Here is a 17,117-nt window from a genome sequence, read left to right as displayed (position 1 = left end):
ATTTGGACCTACAAGGTACTTTGCATAGTGGCGAAGGCTAGGAAGAATCGACCAAACGAAAGTATTCCCGATGTCACCCTTTTCGTACGCCATTGGTCTTGTTATCTGGTTTTTAATCGATATTATTGGAAAAGGGATACTTTCTCTTCAAAGAGGAAAGCACTCACTTTATCCGTCCATAATTTAAAAAAGACCTTAAAATATTAAAATTCCTTTCTTATCTTTGTCTCGTTGTGTTGTGTCTCAAAAGCAGTTTTGGGACAATGGAATGAATAGGTTTTTGCCTATTTCAAACCAATGAAAGGCTTTCCGTTTGGGAGGCTTTTTTTGTTTAGGGACCTTTTAAGGAAGGTCGTGGATAACGTAATGTACTAGGGACGCCGCAAGTTTTGCGGTCTGATTGTCCACGTCAAAATCTGGATTTAATTCTGCAATATCCAAAGCCCTAAGTTTGCCGGAACCCATTATGGTTTTTAAGGACTCCAACACTACATCTGGAGTAAAACCCATAGGAGAAGGGGCGCTTACCCCAGGTGCATAGGCGGAGGAGAACCCATCAAGATCAATGGTTACATAAATATGATCGACACTTCCGGTAAAGGCATTGATCCAAGCATTTATTTCATTATGAAACTGGATTCTAAAGGTGTCTCGCATGATATATTTTACATCCAATTCCTTAGCAGTTTCAAATAAGGTCCTGTCGTTGGCGTCCTTTCGTATTCCTAGGCAAAGATATTTGAAGGGTGTTTCGTTTTGTTTACAATCCTGAGCTATTTGATAAAAGGGGGTACCTGAATTGTTTACAATAGTAAGATCTTCCGGTTGGTTATTTCGAAGGTCAAAATGTGCATCGAAATTGATAATACCGATTGAGCCGGAGTTTGACAAGTGTTCTTTAAGTCCATTGAAGGTGCCATAGGAGACGTCGTGCCCCCCACCAAGAACAATGGGGAAATGGTTTTGATTTAGTGTTTGAGATACCAACTCCGACAGGTCTTTTTGGGAATTTTCCATATCACCGTTCATACAGTGAACGGTGCCTACGTCATAAACAGCAACATCCTCAAGTAGGTGATTTGGTAATTTGCCCAGTTGTTTTCTTATGGCATCAGGTCCATTTACAGCGCCCATTCTTCCCTGATTCCTCTTTACCCCTTCCTCACAGGAATAACCAATAATGCTGAAAGCCCTTTTGGAATTACCTGTTTCGATTTTCGTTATCGGAATGCAGGAAATTTTCTCATGGATATAAAGTCGGTCTGCAGAGGACCTTCCGAAATAAATGGTGGATAAGGTTTCTGAATAGCTTTTCATGTATTACTTTCTGATTTTTCCATGAGTCCAATTTAGGAACGGGACCTTTGGCCTTGAAAAAAATCCCTAAAAAATTGAATTCAAAACTTCATCTTCTACGAAGTTAGGCAAATTAATGTTTAGCTCAGGTGTACGGTCCATCTCACGTTTTAAAGCAAAAATAGCTTCTTTGTTTCTGGCCCAGCTTCTTCTTGCGATTCCATTGTTAACATCAAAGAAAAGCATGCTTTTAAGTTTTTTTGAAGCAGCTTCGGAACCATCCAATACCATTCCAAACCCTCCATTAATCACTTCTCCCCAACCTACGCCACCACCATTGTGAATGGAAACCCAGGTCGCTCCCCTAAAACTATCACCTATTACATTATGTATGGCCATGTCTGCCGTAAACTTACTACCGTCGTAAATATTGCTGGTTTCTCTGTAGGGACTATCCGTTCCACTCACATCATGATGGTCTCTACCCAAAACGATAGGAGCGGATATTTCCCCAGATTTCACGGCGCTATTAAATGCTTCGGCGATAGAGGCCCGTCCTTCTGCATCGGCATATAGTATTCTGGCTTGTGACCCCACAACCAATTTATTTTTTTCGGCTTCCTCGATCCATTTAATGTTGTCCATCATCTGTTGCTGAATTTCCATGGGTGTGGTTTTTTCAATTTTCCGCATCACTGTTAAGGCGATTTGATCGGTTCTTTGTAGGTCTTCCGGTTTACCTGAGGTACAGACCCATCGGAAAGGCCCAAAACCGTAATCAAAACACATGGGCCCCAAAATATCCTGTACATAGGAGGGATATTTGAAATCGATGTTGTTTTCCGCCATCACATCGGCACCAGCTCTTGATGCTTCCAATAGAAAGGCATTACCGTAATCAAAAAAGTAGCAGCCTTTTTCTGAATGTTTGTTGATAGCCTTGGCATGCCTTCTTAAGGATTCTTGAACTTTTTCCTTGAACAGTGTTGCGTTGGAACTCATAAGTTCGTTTGATTCTTCAAAACTTAACCCAGCAGGATAATATCCACCGGCCCAAGGATTGTGCAATGAGGTTTGGTCAGACCCCAAATGGACAAAAATATTTTCATCGTATAGCCGCTCCCAAACATGAACCACATTACCGATATAGGCAATGGAGACCACTTCTTCATTTTTAACCGCCAGTTTAATTCGTTCCACTAATGAATCCATATCCTCCAAGAGTTCGTCCACCCAACCCTGCTCATATCTCTTTTGGGCAGCACTGGGGTTTACTTCGGCACATACGGTAATGCATTCGGCAATATTCCCTGCTTTGGGTTGGGCACCGCTCATTCCGCCTAGTCCGGCGGTCAAGAATATTTTGCCTTTGGAAGATTCGCCATTTTTCAGAACCTTTCTAAAGGCGTTCATGACGGTAATGGTAGTGCCATGAACGATTCCTTGCGGGCCAATATACATGTATGAACCAGCCGTCATTTGACCATATTGGGTTACGCCTAGAGCATTGTATTTTTCCCAGTCGTCCGGTTTGGAATGATTGGGAATCATCATTCCGTTAGTGACTACGACCCTAGGAGCTTTCTTTGATGAAGGGAACAATCCCATGGGATGACCCGAATAGATATGAAGTGTTTGCTCTTCCGTCATGGTGGCCAGAAACTGCATGGTCAACAAATATTGCGCCCAGTTTTGGAAAACCGCACCGTTTCCACCATAAGTGATCAATTCTTCCGGATGCTGTGCCACTTCGGGATTCAAATTGTTTTGAATCATTAACATAATAGCAGCTGCCTGAGCCGTTTTGGCAGGGTATTCGGAAATCGGTCGCGCATACATGTCATATTCCGGTATAAAGCGATACATGTAAATGCGGCCAAATTCTTCGAGTTCTTCGGCAAATTCTTTGGATAGCTCAGGGTGCCATGATTGCGGAAAATAACGAAGGGCATTCCTAACGGCCAGTTTCTTTTCATCCAAGGAAAGGATATCCTTTCGCTTTGGTGCATGGCTAAGGCTTTGAGAACGCTGTTTCCTATTAGGTAAACTTTTTGGAATACCTTCTAATATTTCTGATTTAAAATCCATTAAGCCTTGTGTTTGTTGAAAACCAAACTTCCTGCTTTCCAAACCATACAGGGTTTTAAATTTCCTTGATTGTATAGAATTTCTTGGTAGTTATCCGTATGAAAAAGACTAAAATCCGCTAATAGCCCTTTGGCTAATTTACCTCGGTCCTTCAGTCCTAAAGCGGCCGCCGCCCTAATTGTAATCCCGGCAAGGACTTCGGCATTGGATAATTTTTCAAAAGCTCCTAAAATGGCTGCTTGGGTCAATAGATCACCCATAGGTGCAGAGCCGGGGTTATGGTCACTTGCGATAGCAAGGGTAGCTCCGGCATCCAACAATTTTCTGGCGGGAGTGAAATTACAGCCAAGTCCGAGCGAAGCTCCAGGCAAAGCCGTGGCAATGGTGTCGCTTTGAGCCAAAAGCTGGATTTCCTTTTCGGTACTTGCTTCTAGATGATCGGCACTGATCGCACCAAAGTCAACGGCAACTTGACTGCCTCCCGGGGTAAATTGATCGGCATGCACGGTAATATCAAACCCCATTTTCTTGGCGGTCTCAAAATAAGGAGCGATTTCTATTGGAGAAAAGGCACTTTCCTCAATAAATGCATCGATTCTATGGGCAAGGCCTTTTTCCTTTATCATTGGTAAAAGCTTCACGACTAGTTCTTCCAAATACTCTTTTTTGGTTCCTTTATAATCTTTTGGAAACATATGGGCGGCGAGGCAAGTAGCAATTAAATCAGAGGGAATAGTATCGTTCGCCTGCTTAATTGCTTCCAGCATTTTAATTTCCTCCTCGACCGAAAGACCATAACCACTTTTTACTTCGAGAGTAGTAACTCCAGTTTCAAGATGGCGATTGGCAAGTTTTGTAGTTTTCTTGATCAACTCCTCTTTTTCCGCTTTTCTTGTTTCTGTCACGGTATCCCAAATACCACCTCCCGATTTCGCTATTTCCAAATATGTTTTGCCAGAATTCCGTAGAGCATAATCGTTTGCCCTACTTCCACCAAAACAAATATGGGTATGGGCATCTATAAAACCCGGAAGGCACACATGGTCTCCTTTTAGTTCGTACAATTCGGCTTTGGAATAATCCGTTTTTAGGCGTTCAAAAACTCCAATGGCTAAAATTTTTCCGTTGGAAATCAAAATACCCGCCTGCTCTACAATTTGAAGTTGGCTATCTGAAAGAGGCCCTTTCAATGGAAGTGCCTCCATAGTAACAAGTTGCCTGATGGGTCCAATTAATTTTAGTTCATCCATATGCTAATAGTGTTCAAATTGTGCTGAATATTTTGTTTTGAGTGATATATCCTTTTTCTTTTCGATAGAATCTATGACTGAAATAATGGTCTTATTTCTGATCATTTCAATCCCTTTTTCGATGTCATCCGAAAAAACGCGGTCCTTATCTGCAAATGATACCTTTTTTCTAACTGATTTATGAATTTTATCCAAAAATATACCTGATTTAAGTGGCTTACGAAATTCAAAAGCTTGGGCCGCGGTCAATAATTCAATGGCCAATATCTTTTCAACGTTCTCAATGACCCGCAAAGCTTTTCTTCCTCCTATGGACCCCATACTTACATGGTCTTCCTGTCCCAAAGAAGTGGGAATACTATCTGCACTGGATGGAAAACATAGCCCTTTGTTCTCACTGGCCAAGGCAGCACTGGTGTATTGTAAAATCATATAGCCAGAATTTATTCCGGTATCCTTCATTAACAATTTCGGGACTCCGGGGCTATTCCCTTCCAAAGCTAAATAAATGCGTCTATCCGAAATATTTCCAATTTCCGAAGCGGCCAAACAGGCATAGTCCAATGCCATGGCCAAGGGTTGACCATGAAAATTACCCCCGCTAATGGTTAGCTCTTCGTCAATAATAACAGGATTGTCCGTAACGGAGTTTAATTCCGTTTCCACCAATTCCTTCAAATGTAACCATGTATTGCGAGATGCGCCGTGAACCTGTGGCATACAGCGAAGTGAGTAAGGGTCTTGTACACGTTCACAATCAATATGGTCCTCCATAATTTCGGAGCCCTTTAACAAGCGTTTTATTCTTCGGGCCACGTGAATATTGCCTTTAAATGGCCTCAGTTCATGAAGTTCCTTGTAGAATGGTTTTACGGAACCTTGCAAGCCTTCTATCATCATGGCACCAATGATATCCGCTTGAGCAAGTATTGAATGCAGTTTTTCCACAACTTTTACAGCGTGTGCGGCTATAAACTGTGTGCCGTTTATCAAGGCCAAACCTTCTTTTGGACCCAAATCCAGCGCTGTAAGTCCGGTAATCTGAAACAATTCCTTTGTTTCTATAATCTTATTTTGATATCGAACCTTTCCCAGTCCAATTAGGGGTAAAAATAAATGGGATAGGGGAGCCAAGTCCCCCGAGGCTCCAACGGAACCTTGGGATGGAACAATAGGTAAGGCGTCCTGTTCAATGTGCCATATAATGCGCTCCAAAGTAGCGATTGCAATTCCAGAATAACCCTTGGCCAAGGAATGGGCTTTCAAAATCAACATGATTTTTACTAATTCCTCAGGAATAGGTTCCCCTACACCTACGCTATGACTTTTAAGGATATTGTTTTGCAGTATTTTGGTTTCCTCTTTGGAGATTTTGGTCGTACAAAGTGGTCCAAAACCTGTATTTATACCATATACGGGGTTTCCTTTATCCACTATTTTTTGTACGATGTGCCAGCTGTTTTCAACCTTGTCCCTACTGGCTTGGCCCAATGCTATACCGGTTTTCCCTTTGCAGATATTCAACGTAATTCCGGCTGTAAGCCAATCTTCGCCTAATTTAAATGAATTCGATATCACAAACTACTATTTTGGATTTTTCACATATAAAGATATTTGTTAAGTTTGATAATTACCAATATCATTTGATTGATTAATCAATAACTATGAGTTCTCAAATAGAATTACGACATCTGACATACTTTTTGGCCGTGGCAGAGGAACTTCATTTTAGGAAGGCTGCGGAGAAACTTTTTATTTCGCAACCCGGACTATCCCGGCAGATTAAGCAAATGGAGACCATTTTACAAGTAGATCTTTTTGTGAGGGATAAAAAGAAGGTTTCATTGACGCCCGCTGGCCACTATTTAAGAAATAGGGCAGAGGATATATTCAAGCAATTGAAGGAGACCAAACGCCAACTACAATTGATTGGTGATGGTGATACCGGGGAAATTAGAATTGGGTTCCTTGGTTCTGCTATGCAGGAAGTTATTCCCGACCTGCTGTTGGGGTTAAAGGACAAATTTCCCAAAATAAAAACGTCCTTGCTGGAACTATCCAATCAAAATCAAGTGGATGCTGTACTAAAGGATGAATTGGATATGGGTTTTGTTCGGTTGGGCAGGGTGCCGGCAGCCCTAAACATGAAAACGGTTTTCGAGGACACATTTTCTTTAGTGCTACCGGAAAGCTACCCTATGCTTACTAGAGAATATGACGGCATGGAAAGGTTTGCTGACGATAATTTCATTTTGTTCAGTCAGGATTATAGTCCATATTATTATGAAACCATTATGAGTATTTGCTCAGATGCTGGATTTGTACCCAAGGTTTCACATAAATCCGTCCATGCGCAGACCATTTTTAAACTGGTGGAGAATAATTTGGGTATCGCCATTGTGCCAACGGCTTTGCAATACGGATTTCAAATGCGGGTAAAGTTTGTTGAGCTAAAGGATATTAGACAAAGGGCATTGTTATCTGTAATTTGGAAGAAGGAAAATAGGAACCCGGTGTTGCAGAACTGTATCGACCTTTTGTTTGATTCGTGAACCAAACATCTTAATTTTATAGTACTAAAACGGATAATATGATTTTTGACCTCATACGGAAAAGGCGTTCGGTTTTTCCACCTCAATATAATGATCGACCCATTTTAAAACAGGACATAGAAAAAATATTGGAGGCCGCTAACTGGGCTCCAAACCACAAGCATACCGAACCTTGGCGATTTAAAGTGATTCAAGGTGATACGAAGGCAAGGTTGGGTGAATTTCTTTCTGAAAAATATAGAGAATCGGACCCAAGGCCGAAGCAAATGAAAATCAAAAAGCTTCAGGAAAACCCAAGGAAAGCTGCCGCGGTAATAGCAATTTGCATACAAAGGGATCCAAAGGAAAGTCTTCCGGAGTGGGAGGAAACTGCCGCAGTTGCCATGGCGGTGCAAAATATGTGGCTTTGCTGTACTGAAATGGGCATTGGGGCCTATTGGAGCTCACCGGGACTCATAAAATATATGGATGGGTTTTTCGATTTGAATGAAGGTGAAAAATGTTTAGGCTTTTTCTATATGGGTTATTTTGATGGAGAATTGCCCGAAGCATCGAGAACACCGATATCAGAAAAAACAACCTGGCTCAATTAATCAAAGTATGGAAAAAGGGCCAAGCGATATTCCCATGCCGTGGCTATAAACAATCCAAGGTACACTATGGCCACAAGAAATTTTAAAAATGTCCCGGTTAGGAAACCTAGAAAAGAACCAAAAGCGGCCCTAGTGGCCGTTTTTTTATCGGCCTTGTTCAACAATTCCCCAACCAAGGCACCTATAAATGGCCAGATAACAATACCAAAAGGACCAAAAAAAGGAAAAACCAAGGCGACCAACAATCCAACTGTTGTTCCAATGACCCCGGCCCTTGTGCCACCAAACTTTTTAGTGCCCATAGCTGGGATTATATAATCCAATCCAAAAACGATTAGGGCAATGGCCAAGGTGGTTCCCAAGATCCACCAATTGTTGGGTATGGCCTTTGTTAAATATAAAAGAAGCAGCCCTATCCAGCTTAAGGGAGGACCAGGTAGAACGGGTAAAAAACTTCCTAAAATACCAATTAGCATAAAAACAAACCCAATGACCAACAAAACGATATCCATGGTAAATCTTTTTTTAGGTAAGACAGGTCTAACCTGTAATTGTTACAAACAAAATAAAAATAAAACCTTCGCCATTTAAGTTTCGTAGGTATTTTTGAAACCTGTAGACCAAATCAATGGTGGAATGTACCAAAGAATATGCAAAAAGTAAGTTACTTCGATTAGGCGGAGGACTCATGTGCATATTTTATTTCCTAGGAATTTTCAATGGCTTGGTGATGGAGACTTTGCACGAAGTGTCCCACATGCTGGCTCCCAAAGGCCATCATCATAGTTACGCCTTTGGGCACGAATTACCGGATTATTCATCCTTGGAGGGTATGGTGGGCCATTCCCATAAGGCTTTGGAAGAACTTAAGGAATTATTGGAAGCCAATAAACAGCAGAAAAAGGATAAAAAGGATGCTGATACTGAAAAATTGGACAAACATTTTTCAGGTGAATCTAAACTGATGCCTGCTACTGTCCTCGCAGAAAATAAACAACCCAATTGGTGTTATATCAAAAGACAGCATTACAGGTATATCCATATAAGTACACCTCCTCCCCAGCGTAAATAAATAGTAAAAGGGTATAATCTCTCTTGTTCGAAGTTTACTATTTCGGCAAATGACCTATACCCTGAAATCCACAATTATTCACGCTAATCAAATTCAATAATTACGATATTATGAAATATATTATCGCGGGGATATCCATGTTTTTCATGGGTACCATTGCCGCACAAAACTTAAAGGGTAAACTGGTAAATGAATCCGGTACGCCTTTGGAAGATGCTGGGATATTCAATAAAACCAGCGGTCAGCATAACCATACCGATGCTACGGGACATTTCGTACTGGATAGGACCACGGTAAACGATACCATTTATTTTTCAATTTTGGGATATGAAACCCAAACCCGGGTTGTGAGTCGGACAGATTTGGAGAAACCTATTACCATTGTTCTCAAGGAAAGCTTCATTTCACTGGATCAGGTGGTTTTGGTATCCAAGGTGGATGCTTTAAGCCGACTGGTTGATGTTGACGTTAAAACAAACCCGGTAAAATCCTCACAGGAAATTCTTAGAAAGGTACCAGGGCTGATTATTGGTCAACATGCCGGAGGAGGAAAGGCGGAACAGATTTTTTTACGCGGTTTTGACGTGGACCACGGAACCGATGTGGCCATTAGCGTGGAAGGAATGCCGGTTAACATGGTTTCCCATGCCCATGGACAAGGTTATGCAGACCTTCATTTTGTAATTCCTGAGACCATAGAGAACATCAATTTTGGAAAAGGGCCTTATTATGCAGACCAAGGGAATTTTAACACCGCTGGTTATGTTAACCTAAAATTGCGAAAGCGCCTGGACCAAAGTATGGTGTCTACCGAAATAGGACAATTTGGTACCCGTAGGTTCATGGGGATGTTGAATGTGCTGGAAAATCAAAATAGCAGTGCCTATTTGGCTTCTGAGCTCTATTTAACGGATGGCCCTTTTGATTCGCCCCAGAATTTTAATAGAATCAATGTTATGGGAAGATATAGCTATGCCTTGCCCGGAGAACAGGAACTGATTTTGACGGCATCACATTTTTCCAGTAAATGGGATGCTTCGGGGCAGGTGCCACAAAGAGCGATAGACCAAGGGCTAATCGGTCGCTTTGGTGCCATTGATCATACCGAAGGCGGACAGACCAGTAGGACCAACGTGGTTTTGAACCATACCAAAAATCTAGGTTCAAGTAAATCCTTGGAAACTATGGCCTTTGTGTCCCAATATCATTTTAACCTTTTTTCCAACTTTACGTTTTTTCTGGAAGACCTAGTGAACGGAGATCAAATAGAGCAATATGAAGACCGGTTAATGGCCGGGGCCAAGACCGTTTTCAATAACAAATCGGCCAAATTCGGCAATTTGGAGTTTGAGTACAACGGGGGTATTGGTTTTCGATATGATAATATAGATGACAACCAATTGTCCAGAACCTTAAACAGGCAAGAACTATTGCAACGCCTGGCTTATGGGGATATCGATGAGGTCAACGCCTATGCTTTTGCCGGGGCTAGCGTAAATTCGGGTAAGTTCACCTTTGAACCGGCACTGCGACTGGATTATTTTAAGTTTGATTACTACAACAAGTTAAGCGGACTGTATGATAACCGCAGTGAAGAAAAAATGGCCATCAGTCCCAAATTCAATACCATTTACAGCCCCACGCAGAATACACAGTTCTTTCTAAAGACGGGAATCGGTTTTCATTCGAACGATACCCGGGTAGTAGTGGCGAACGGGGGCCAGGAAATCCTACCGGCAGCATATGGTGTTGATCTTGGAACTATTGTCAAACCTATGGATAAATTGGTGCTTAACGCCACCTTATGGAGTCTGTTTTTGGATCAGGAGTTCGTGTACGTTGGCGATGCGGCCATTGTAGAACCTAGTGGCAAGACAAGGAGAATGGGGGTCGAAGTGGGAGCACGATATCAGCCATTGGATTGGCTATATCTATATTCCGATGCCAATTATACCCATGCACGGAGTACCGAGGAAGCCGATGGAGCTGACTATATTCCCCTTGCTCCGGATTTTACTATGTCTGGAGGAATGACCTTGGGAAATACTGATGGCTTCTTCGGTAGTCTCAATTATAGGTATATCGATGAAAGACCTGCTAATGAGGACAATTCCATTGTGGCCGAGGGCTATTTTGTAACCGATGCAACCTTAAATTATAGTCTAAAGAATTGGACTTTCGGTTTAATCGTTGAAAACCTTTTTGATACTGAGTGGAACGAAACGCAATTTGCGACCGAAAGTCGGTTATTCAACGAGGCTTCCTCTGTTGAGGAAATACATTTTACACCGGGAACTCCTTTTTATGTAAGGGGAAAGGTTACCGTTAGTTTCTAAAACATAATCCGTCAGAGTACTACCTGGCGGATTTTTTCAAACCTTTTTAACTAAAAAATTAGTTTAAACTAAATATTTAGTTATATTTGTTTATATTGAACTAAAAAAATAGTTGAAAAATGAAACAGCTCACAAAGGCAGAGGAAGAAGTAATGCAGGTGTTATGGCAGTTGGAAAAATCCAACGTTGCCGGGGTGATAGACGAACTCCCGGAGCCTAAGCCGGCATATAATACGGTGTCTACCATTATAAGGATTTTGGAAAGCAAAGGTTTTGTGGACCATGAGAAAGAGGGGAAGGGTTATCTATATTTTCCCGTGGTAAGAAAATCGGATTATAGTAACCAGAGCATCAATAAACTAGTGGACGGTTATTTTCAGGGCTCTTTTAAAAGTATGGTGTCCTTCTTTATGAAGAAAAACGATATGAGCCTTTCTGAATTGGAGTCCATCCTAAACGAAATAAAAAAGGATAAAAAATGATACAGTATATTTTGGAGTGTATCGCCTTTCAATTGGTGTTCCTCGTCATTTACGATTTTTTCCTAAAACGGGAGACCTTCTTTCAGTGGAACCGGGTTTATTTGTTGGTTACCTATGTGTTGTCGCTCATTCTTCCTTGGATAAAAATAGAGGCCTTTAAGACCGAAACCCAGGTTTTTTTAGGATACTCGGAATTTCTCTGGAATATGGATCAATCTGAAGTGGCCATAGTTCCTAACCCCGATAATCATTTTACACTTACTTGGCAAGAGGGTATTTTTTGGGTTGGGGCACTTTTGGCTGCTATATGGTTTATTATCAAATTATGGCGCCTGTATAAGTTGCGCTCCCAGGGAAAAATCAGTTATTTCAAAGATTTTACCCAAGTTTTAATACCCAAGAGTAATATCGCCTTTTCCTTTTTCAGGTCTATTTTTCTGGGTGAAAAAATAGTGGGAAGGGAATATGACAGTGTGGTTTCCCATGAGTTGGTTCATATAAAGCAATGGCATTCCTTGGACCTACTGTTTTTTGAGGTGATGCGCATTGTTTCATGGTTTAATCCCTTGGTCTATATCTACCAGCAAAGAATAACGGAACTCCACGAGTTTATCGCAGACTCCCAAGTTACCAAAAAAGAAAAAAGTCGACATTACGAGATGTTGTTGTCCCAAATGTTTGAGGTGCAGCATATCTCCTTCGTCAATCCATTTTTTAAATCATCATTAATCAAAAAACGAATAGTCATGTTACAAAAATCAAAATCAAAAAGAGTTTATCGGTTAAAGTATTTGGTGTTAGTACCACTTGTTTTAGCAATGTTGATTTATACTTCCTGCGAAATCGAATCTGATTCCAAAGAAAATTTGAATTCGACTGAATTAAAAAGTAAAACTCTACCCTATGGTGCAATAGAACAAGTGCCCATTTTTCCAGGTTGCGAGAATTCTGAGGACCAACGGGCCTGTTTCAACGAACAAATACAATTACACATTAGTAAGAACTTTAATTATCCAGAGGAAGCCCTGAAGCAAGGTATTGAAGGAAGGGTCAGTGTGATGTTCACCATAAACTCTGATGGAAACATTGTCAATATCAAAAAACGTGGTCCACATCCTCTTTTGGAAACTGAGGTAGAACGTATTATTTCTCGTTTGCCCCAAATGAAACCAGGTAAATCGGAAGGAAAAGCTGTGAATGTGCCTTATTCTATTCCTGTAGTTTTTAAACTGGACGGTACTTCGGTACAAGCCTTTAAATCAGGTGTTAATGGAGAAACGGATTATACGCCCTTTGCTAAGGTTGATGAAGTCCCCGTTTTTCCGGGCTGTGAAAATGCCAGCGATAAACGCGCCTGTTTCAATGATAAAATCATGAAACATATCAGCAAAAATTTTAGATATCCTGAAGAGGCACAAGAAAATGGTGTTCAAGGTAGGGTAAGCGCCTTGTTTTCAATTTCCGATAATGGGAATATTGAAAATGTCAAATTAAGAGGTCCGGATAAGCTCTTAGAGGATGAGGTTGAGCGCATATTGAATCGTTTGCCCGTTATGGTCCCCGGAAAGCATGAAGGTGAAGCTGTAGCCGTTGCCTACTCGATTCCTGTAAACTTTAAGTTACAGGAAGATAATGACCAAAGCTCTAATGAAGATTCCGCAAAAGACTATCTACAGGTAAATGGTGGATTAACGAATGAATATGGGAATAGCGTTTTTAAAGGCAAGGTAATGGACAGTGAATCCATGGGTATACCGGGAGTAAGTATAAAGGTTGAAGGAACCAATAATGCGGTTATTTCAGATTTTGATGGTCAATTTTCCATAAAGGTCTCCGAAGGCAAAATATTGAAATTTCAATATGAAGGCTTGCCTGAAAAGAGAATGCTCGTGTCCAGATAGAAAAAATGGGTTTACTATTTTATATTCATCAAAGAATAAATCAATTGTTTTAAGTTTGGGCAAGAAAAAAAATTTATGGATTATTTTTTTAATCCTAGTTTCCTTTAATATCTCTGCACAGATGCCTTTGTCCCAGAAGGCGGACAGTCTTTATACCATTGGCAACTACATCCAAGCCATTAATATATATTCCAAAGCAGGTACGGTAAAATCTTCCCTTCAGATTGCGAGGGCGTACAATGCCATAGGGAATTTTGAAAAGGCCGTGGCTCAGTATGAGTCTTTGGTGAATACAAATCCAGCAATGGAAACTCCCCGGTTTGAGCTTGGGAAGTTGTACCTTAAAACCAAACAATATCCTTTAGCCAAGGAACTCTTTTCTACTTTGGTCCAAAAGGTCCCAAGAACCCGGAATATCATTTCTATTTGGGGGAATCTATTCGGGAAGTTGAAGACCTGGACCTGGCAATTCCCTCATATAAAAACGCTGTAGCGGTGGACAGCACACATCTAAGAAGCTTGTTTCAATTGTCAAAGTATTATCTAATTAAGCGAGAAAAGGACTCCGTGTTATATTATACTGATATGGGACTTGATTTTTATCCTACTGATGTGTCGCTATTGAACTTTAAGGGGTTAGCCTATTTCAACAATGATAATTTTAGGGACGCTATTCCTTATTTTGAAAAATTGTTGGATTTGGGTGAAACCAAACCGTTTGTTTATCAAAAATTGGGTTATGCCTACTTTAAGGCCTGGGAATTTGAAAAGGCAAAGGCTATGTATAAAAAGGCCATTGGGATGGAAGATAATAATCCTGAACTCTACTATGAACTGGGTCACGTTTACCTAAAAGATCGGGCCTTGGATTCCGCACAGTTTTATGTTAAAAAATCAATTGAGGTAAAGAAACCAAATTTGGCCAGTGAGTATGAGACCTTGGCGGGTATTGCCCGTCAGAAGGATAAATTGAGTGAAACGCTCGTTTACTATATGTTGGCCCATGAAGAACAACCAGATGAACCTAGATATTTTTATCAGATTTGTGCAATGAAGGATGGATTGGATAAAAACCCAAAGGAAAGCCTGGATTGTTACCAAAGCTTCTTAAATAAATATAGGGACCCCCATCCTTATTTTCACGAAATCGTATCCAAACGCATTTCTGAACTTAAAACAGAAATACACTTTTCCCAGAACTAGACTGCCCAAAAAATTGTAATTTCCACCATAGATTTGGTGTCATGCAGCGCATTTTGGTCTTTTTTGTTTTTCTGATGTTGGTTTCTTGTAATTTCTTTGAATCCAAGGAAAAAAGAACCCAGGAAATGATCAATGCGGAGTTGAGGGAAATGGACTGGAATTCCATCGACTCCTATCCACTTTTTCTGGATTGTGATGAAACGGCTACCAAGCAGGTACAAAAGCAGTGCTTTGAGCAGAAAATAACACGTTACTTCGAAACTACCTTGAACGAGTTCGAATTTACGGTAGATTCCGATAAGAACGCTATTGTAGATGTTATCTTTGTAATTGATGCGGAAGGTAAAATCAATGTTGTGGATATTGTTAAGGATGCATCAATCCTAAGGCAAATGCCCGAGTTCGATGGTATTATCACCCAAAGCTTGAAAAATATTCCTCCCATCGCCCCGGCATTAAAAAGGGGTATCCCGGTAAAAACAAAATTTAAGATTCCGGTTCAATTAAATACCAAATAGGCATTGGCAATAGAGAAAATTATTTTAGGTATAGATCCCGGTACTACCATAATGGGTTTTGGACTGATCAAGGTTGTTGGCAAAAAAATGGAGTTCATACAAATGAACGAATTGCAACTAAAAAAATACGATGATCCGTATACCAAACTAAAACTCATTTTCGACCGAACCATAGAACTCATCGATACCTATCACCCAGATGAAATTGCCATTGAGGCTCCTTTTTTTGGTAAAAATGTGCAATCCATGCTAAAATTGGGAAGAGCTCAGGGAGTCGCCATGGCGGCAGGCTTATCGAGGCAAATACCCATTACGGAATACCTACCTAAAAAAATAAAAATGGCCATTACGGGCAATGGTAATGCGAGTAAGGAACAAGTGGCAAAAATGTTACAGAGTGTTCTGTCCCTAAAATCACTACCGAAGAATCTGGATAGCACCGATGGATTGGCCGCAGCAGTATGTCATTTTTATAATGAGGGTAGAGTAGAGATTGGTAAGTCGTACTCCGGTTGGGAGGCTTTTGTGAAACAAAATAGCCCCCCAGCCCCCAGAGGGGGAGTTAAAAACTCTTTGCAGGTGAATTTGCGGAAAAAGAAAAACTAAACCATAAATTGGACAAGGCTAAAGATTCAAGCGGTTTGGAAAAAGTTCCCCCTTTGGGGGCGGAGGGGGCTGGCATATATATCCACATTCCTTTTTGCAAGCAAGCGTGCCATTACTGTGACTTTCATTTTTCTACTTCTATGGAAAAAAAGGAAACCATGGTGCGTGCCCTCATAAAGGAGCTAGAACTCCGAAAATCCGAATTTAAGGATGACAACGTGGAAACTATTTATTTTGGAGGGGGTACCCCTTCAGTTCTAGAGCATAAGGAAATTGAAAGGATTATCAATACAGTTTATGAAAATTATAATGTCTCTGATAATCCTGAGATAACACTCGAGGCCAATCCCGATGATTTAACAGAAGAAAAAATTTTAGAGTTGTCCCAGGGTCCCATCAACCGTTTGAGCATAGGAATCCAATCTTTTTTTGAAGAAGACCTGAAGTTGATGAACCGTGCCCACAACGTGGAACAAGCTGAGAAATGCTTGCGATTGGCTTCTAGACATTTTGATAATATTTCAATAGACCTTATTTATGGAATGCCCAATATGAGTGTGGCGCGATGGAAAAAAAACATTGAAAAAGCACTCAGTTTTAATGTGCCCCATATCTCCAGTTATGCCCTTACGGTAGAGCCCAAAACCGCTTTGGCGAGATTTGTTGAAAAAGAATTGATCGTGCCGGCAACCGATGAGGAAACCCAAGAACATTTTCACGTCCTGTATCAAATGCTATTGGAAGCTGGATATGATTGCTATGAAATTTCCAACTTTGGAAAGCCAGGGTATTTTTCCAAAAACAATTCGGCCTATTGGCAGCAGAAAAAGTATATGGGCATCGGTCCTTCGGCACATTCTTTTGATGGTCGGCGTCGTGGGTGGAACATCAACAATAACCCCAAATACATAAAGGCCATTGAAAATGGGGAACTACCCATGGAAATTGAAGTGCTGACTACTAGGGACAAATACAATGAGTATATAATGACGGGATTAAGAACCGTTTGGGGAGTATCCTTAAATCGGATTCAAAGGGAATATGGCGGGAAATATGAAGAATATCTGCTTTTGCAATCCGAAAAATTTAGAGATCAAGAACTATTGAATCTAGATGGGGACATTCTTACCACAACCCAAAAAGGCAAGTTTTTGGCCGATGGAATTGCCGCTGATTTGTTTATGATTAACTTGTCCTAGTTAAATGCTTCATATAAACTA

At 40.8% G+C, this 17,117-nt stretch carries 16 protein-coding genes; 11 read left to right on the top strand and 5 right to left on the bottom strand.

Annotated elements, in window-relative coordinates:
- Window positions 1-342: 342 nt before the first annotated feature.
- The 4 genes from hutG to hutH all read right to left on the bottom strand — a co-directional run bounded on the left by hutG (window position 343) and on the right by hutH (window position 6,212).
- Window positions 343-1,317, bottom strand: a complete 975-nt coding sequence (gene hutG / locus CJ263_RS05210) for a formimidoylglutamase (RefSeq protein WP_094996285.1) — start codon at window positions 1,315-1,317, stop codon at window positions 343-345.
- Window positions 1,318-1,383: 66 nt separating this feature from the next.
- On the bottom strand, window positions 1,384-3,384 hold the full coding sequence (locus tag CJ263_RS05205) for a urocanate hydratase (protein WP_094996284.1): 2,001 nt from the start codon (window positions 3,382-3,384) through the stop codon (window positions 1,384-1,386).
- The gene (hutI, locus tag CJ263_RS05200; RefSeq protein WP_094996283.1) at window positions 3,384-4,634 is read right to left on the bottom strand and encodes an imidazolonepropionase; all 1,251 of its coding nucleotides are present in this window, start codon (window positions 4,632-4,634) and stop codon (window positions 3,384-3,386) included. Before hutI ends, CJ263_RS05205 begins: the two co-directional genes overlap by 1 nt.
- Before the next feature lie 3 nt (window positions 4,635-4,637).
- On the bottom strand, window positions 4,638-6,212 hold the full coding sequence (hutH, locus tag CJ263_RS05195; RefSeq protein ID WP_094996282.1) for a histidine ammonia-lyase: 1,575 nt from the start codon (window positions 6,210-6,212) through the stop codon (window positions 4,638-4,640).
- Between the two features lie 86 nt (window positions 6,213-6,298).
- Here hutH and CJ263_RS05190 point away from each other — a divergent pair, with 86 nt between their 5' ends.
- Together CJ263_RS05190 and CJ263_RS05185 are read left to right on the top strand one after the other, a co-directional pair.
- Window positions 6,299-7,186 carry a LysR family transcriptional regulator gene (locus tag CJ263_RS05190; protein WP_094996281.1) on the top strand — a complete coding sequence of 296 codons (888 nt, stop codon included), beginning with the start codon at window positions 6,299-6,301 and terminating at the stop codon, window positions 7,184-7,186.
- Window positions 7,187-7,224: 38 nt separating this feature from the next.
- Window positions 7,225-7,779 (top strand): nitroreductase family protein, encoded by a 555-nt coding sequence (locus CJ263_RS05185; RefSeq protein ID WP_094996280.1) that lies wholly within the window; start codon window positions 7,225-7,227, stop codon window positions 7,777-7,779.
- Here the strand turns inward: CJ263_RS05185 and CJ263_RS05180 are convergent.
- Window positions 7,776-8,291, bottom strand: coding sequence for a DUF456 domain-containing protein (locus CJ263_RS05180; RefSeq protein ID WP_094996279.1), 516 nt, complete (start codon window positions 8,289-8,291; stop codon window positions 7,776-7,778). The two genes, CJ263_RS05185 and CJ263_RS05180, sit on opposite strands and share 4 nt — an antisense overlap.
- Before the next feature lie 116 nt (window positions 8,292-8,407).
- Between CJ263_RS05180 and CJ263_RS05175 the strand changes: the two genes are divergently transcribed.
- From CJ263_RS05175 to hemW, 9 genes are all read left to right on the top strand, one after another.
- Complete coding sequence (locus CJ263_RS05175; protein WP_094996278.1) at window positions 8,408-8,851, top strand: hypothetical protein; 444 nt, start codon at window positions 8,408-8,410, stop codon at window positions 8,849-8,851.
- Between the two features lie 110 nt (window positions 8,852-8,961).
- A complete protein-coding gene (locus CJ263_RS05170; RefSeq protein WP_094996277.1) occupies window positions 8,962-11,187 on the top strand; it encodes a TonB-dependent receptor in 2,226 nt (741 codons plus the stop codon).
- Window positions 11,188-11,306: 119 nt separating this feature from the next.
- Window positions 11,307-11,669, top strand: coding sequence for a BlaI/MecI/CopY family transcriptional regulator (locus CJ263_RS05165; RefSeq protein WP_094996276.1), 363 nt, complete (start codon window positions 11,307-11,309; stop codon window positions 11,667-11,669).
- Entirely contained in the window at window positions 11,666-13,570 is a 1,905-nt protein-coding gene (locus CJ263_RS05160; RefSeq protein ID WP_094996275.1) for a M56 family metallopeptidase, read from the top strand. The genes CJ263_RS05165 and CJ263_RS05160 overlap by 4 nt, the downstream gene beginning before the upstream one ends.
- 55 nt (window positions 13,571-13,625) lie before the next feature.
- The gene (locus tag CJ263_RS05155) at window positions 13,626-14,063 is read left to right on the top strand and encodes a tetratricopeptide repeat protein (protein ID WP_094996274.1); all 438 of its coding nucleotides are present in this window, start codon (window positions 13,626-13,628) and stop codon (window positions 14,061-14,063) included.
- Entirely contained in the window at window positions 13,997-14,773 is a 777-nt protein-coding gene (locus CJ263_RS05150) for a tetratricopeptide repeat protein (RefSeq protein WP_233726898.1), read from the top strand. The genes CJ263_RS05155 and CJ263_RS05150 overlap by 67 nt, the downstream gene beginning before the upstream one ends.
- 41 nt (window positions 14,774-14,814) lie before the next feature.
- The gene (locus tag CJ263_RS05145) at window positions 14,815-15,291 is read left to right on the top strand and encodes a hypothetical protein (protein WP_094996272.1); all 477 of its coding nucleotides are present in this window, start codon (window positions 14,815-14,817) and stop codon (window positions 15,289-15,291) included.
- A 3-nt stretch (window positions 15,292-15,294) separates the two neighbouring features.
- Entirely contained in the window at window positions 15,295-15,897 is a 603-nt protein-coding gene (gene ruvC, locus CJ263_RS05140) for a crossover junction endodeoxyribonuclease RuvC (protein ID WP_229702326.1), read from the top strand.
- Between the two features lie 53 nt (window positions 15,898-15,950).
- Window positions 15,951-17,096 carry a radical SAM family heme chaperone HemW gene (gene hemW / locus CJ263_RS05135; RefSeq protein ID WP_094999122.1) on the top strand — a complete coding sequence of 382 codons (1,146 nt, stop codon included), beginning with the start codon at window positions 15,951-15,953 and terminating at the stop codon, window positions 17,094-17,096.
- The last annotated feature ends 21 nt before the right edge of the window (window positions 17,097-17,117 follow it).

The sequence above is a fragment of the Maribacter cobaltidurans genome (assembly GCF_002269385.1).
GTDB classification, from domain to species: Bacteria; Bacteroidota; Bacteroidia; order Flavobacteriales; family Flavobacteriaceae; genus Maribacter; species Maribacter cobaltidurans.
This window is presented reverse-complemented; position numbering and strand designations above follow the sequence as displayed.

What these genes read in the sequence shown, in the direction of transcription:
- hutG (WP_094996285.1), bottom strand. Translation starts at nt 1,317, where the DNA reads ATGAAAAGCTATTCAGAAACCTTATCCACCATTTATTTCGGAAGGTCC.
- CJ263_RS05205 (WP_094996284.1), bottom strand. Translation starts at nt 3,384, where the DNA reads ATGGATTTTAAATCAGAAATATTAGAAGGTATTCCAAAAAGTTTACCT.
- hutI (WP_094996283.1), bottom strand. Translation starts at nt 4,634, where the DNA reads ATGGATGAACTAAAATTAATTGGACCCATCAGGCAACTTGTTACTATG.
- CJ263_RS05190 (WP_094996281.1), top strand. Translation starts at nt 6,299, where the DNA reads ATGAGTTCTCAAATAGAATTACGACATCTGACATACTTTTTGGCCGTG.
- CJ263_RS05185 (WP_094996280.1), top strand. Translation starts at nt 7,225, where the DNA reads ATGATTTTTGACCTCATACGGAAAAGGCGTTCGGTTTTTCCACCTCAA.
- CJ263_RS05180 (WP_094996279.1), bottom strand. Translation starts at nt 8,291, where the DNA reads ATGGATATCGTTTTGTTGGTCATTGGGTTTGTTTTTATGCTAATTGGT.
- CJ263_RS05175 (WP_094996278.1), top strand. Translation starts at nt 8,408, where the DNA reads ATGGTGGAATGTACCAAAGAATATGCAAAAAGTAAGTTACTTCGATTA.
- CJ263_RS05170 (WP_094996277.1), top strand. Translation starts at nt 8,962, where the DNA reads ATGAAATATATTATCGCGGGGATATCCATGTTTTTCATGGGTACCATT.
- CJ263_RS05165 (WP_094996276.1), top strand. Translation starts at nt 11,307, where the DNA reads ATGAAACAGCTCACAAAGGCAGAGGAAGAAGTAATGCAGGTGTTATGG.
- CJ263_RS05160 (WP_094996275.1), top strand. Translation starts at nt 11,666, where the DNA reads ATGATACAGTATATTTTGGAGTGTATCGCCTTTCAATTGGTGTTCCTC.
- CJ263_RS05145 (WP_094996272.1), top strand. Translation starts at nt 14,815, where the DNA reads ATGCAGCGCATTTTGGTCTTTTTTGTTTTTCTGATGTTGGTTTCTTGT.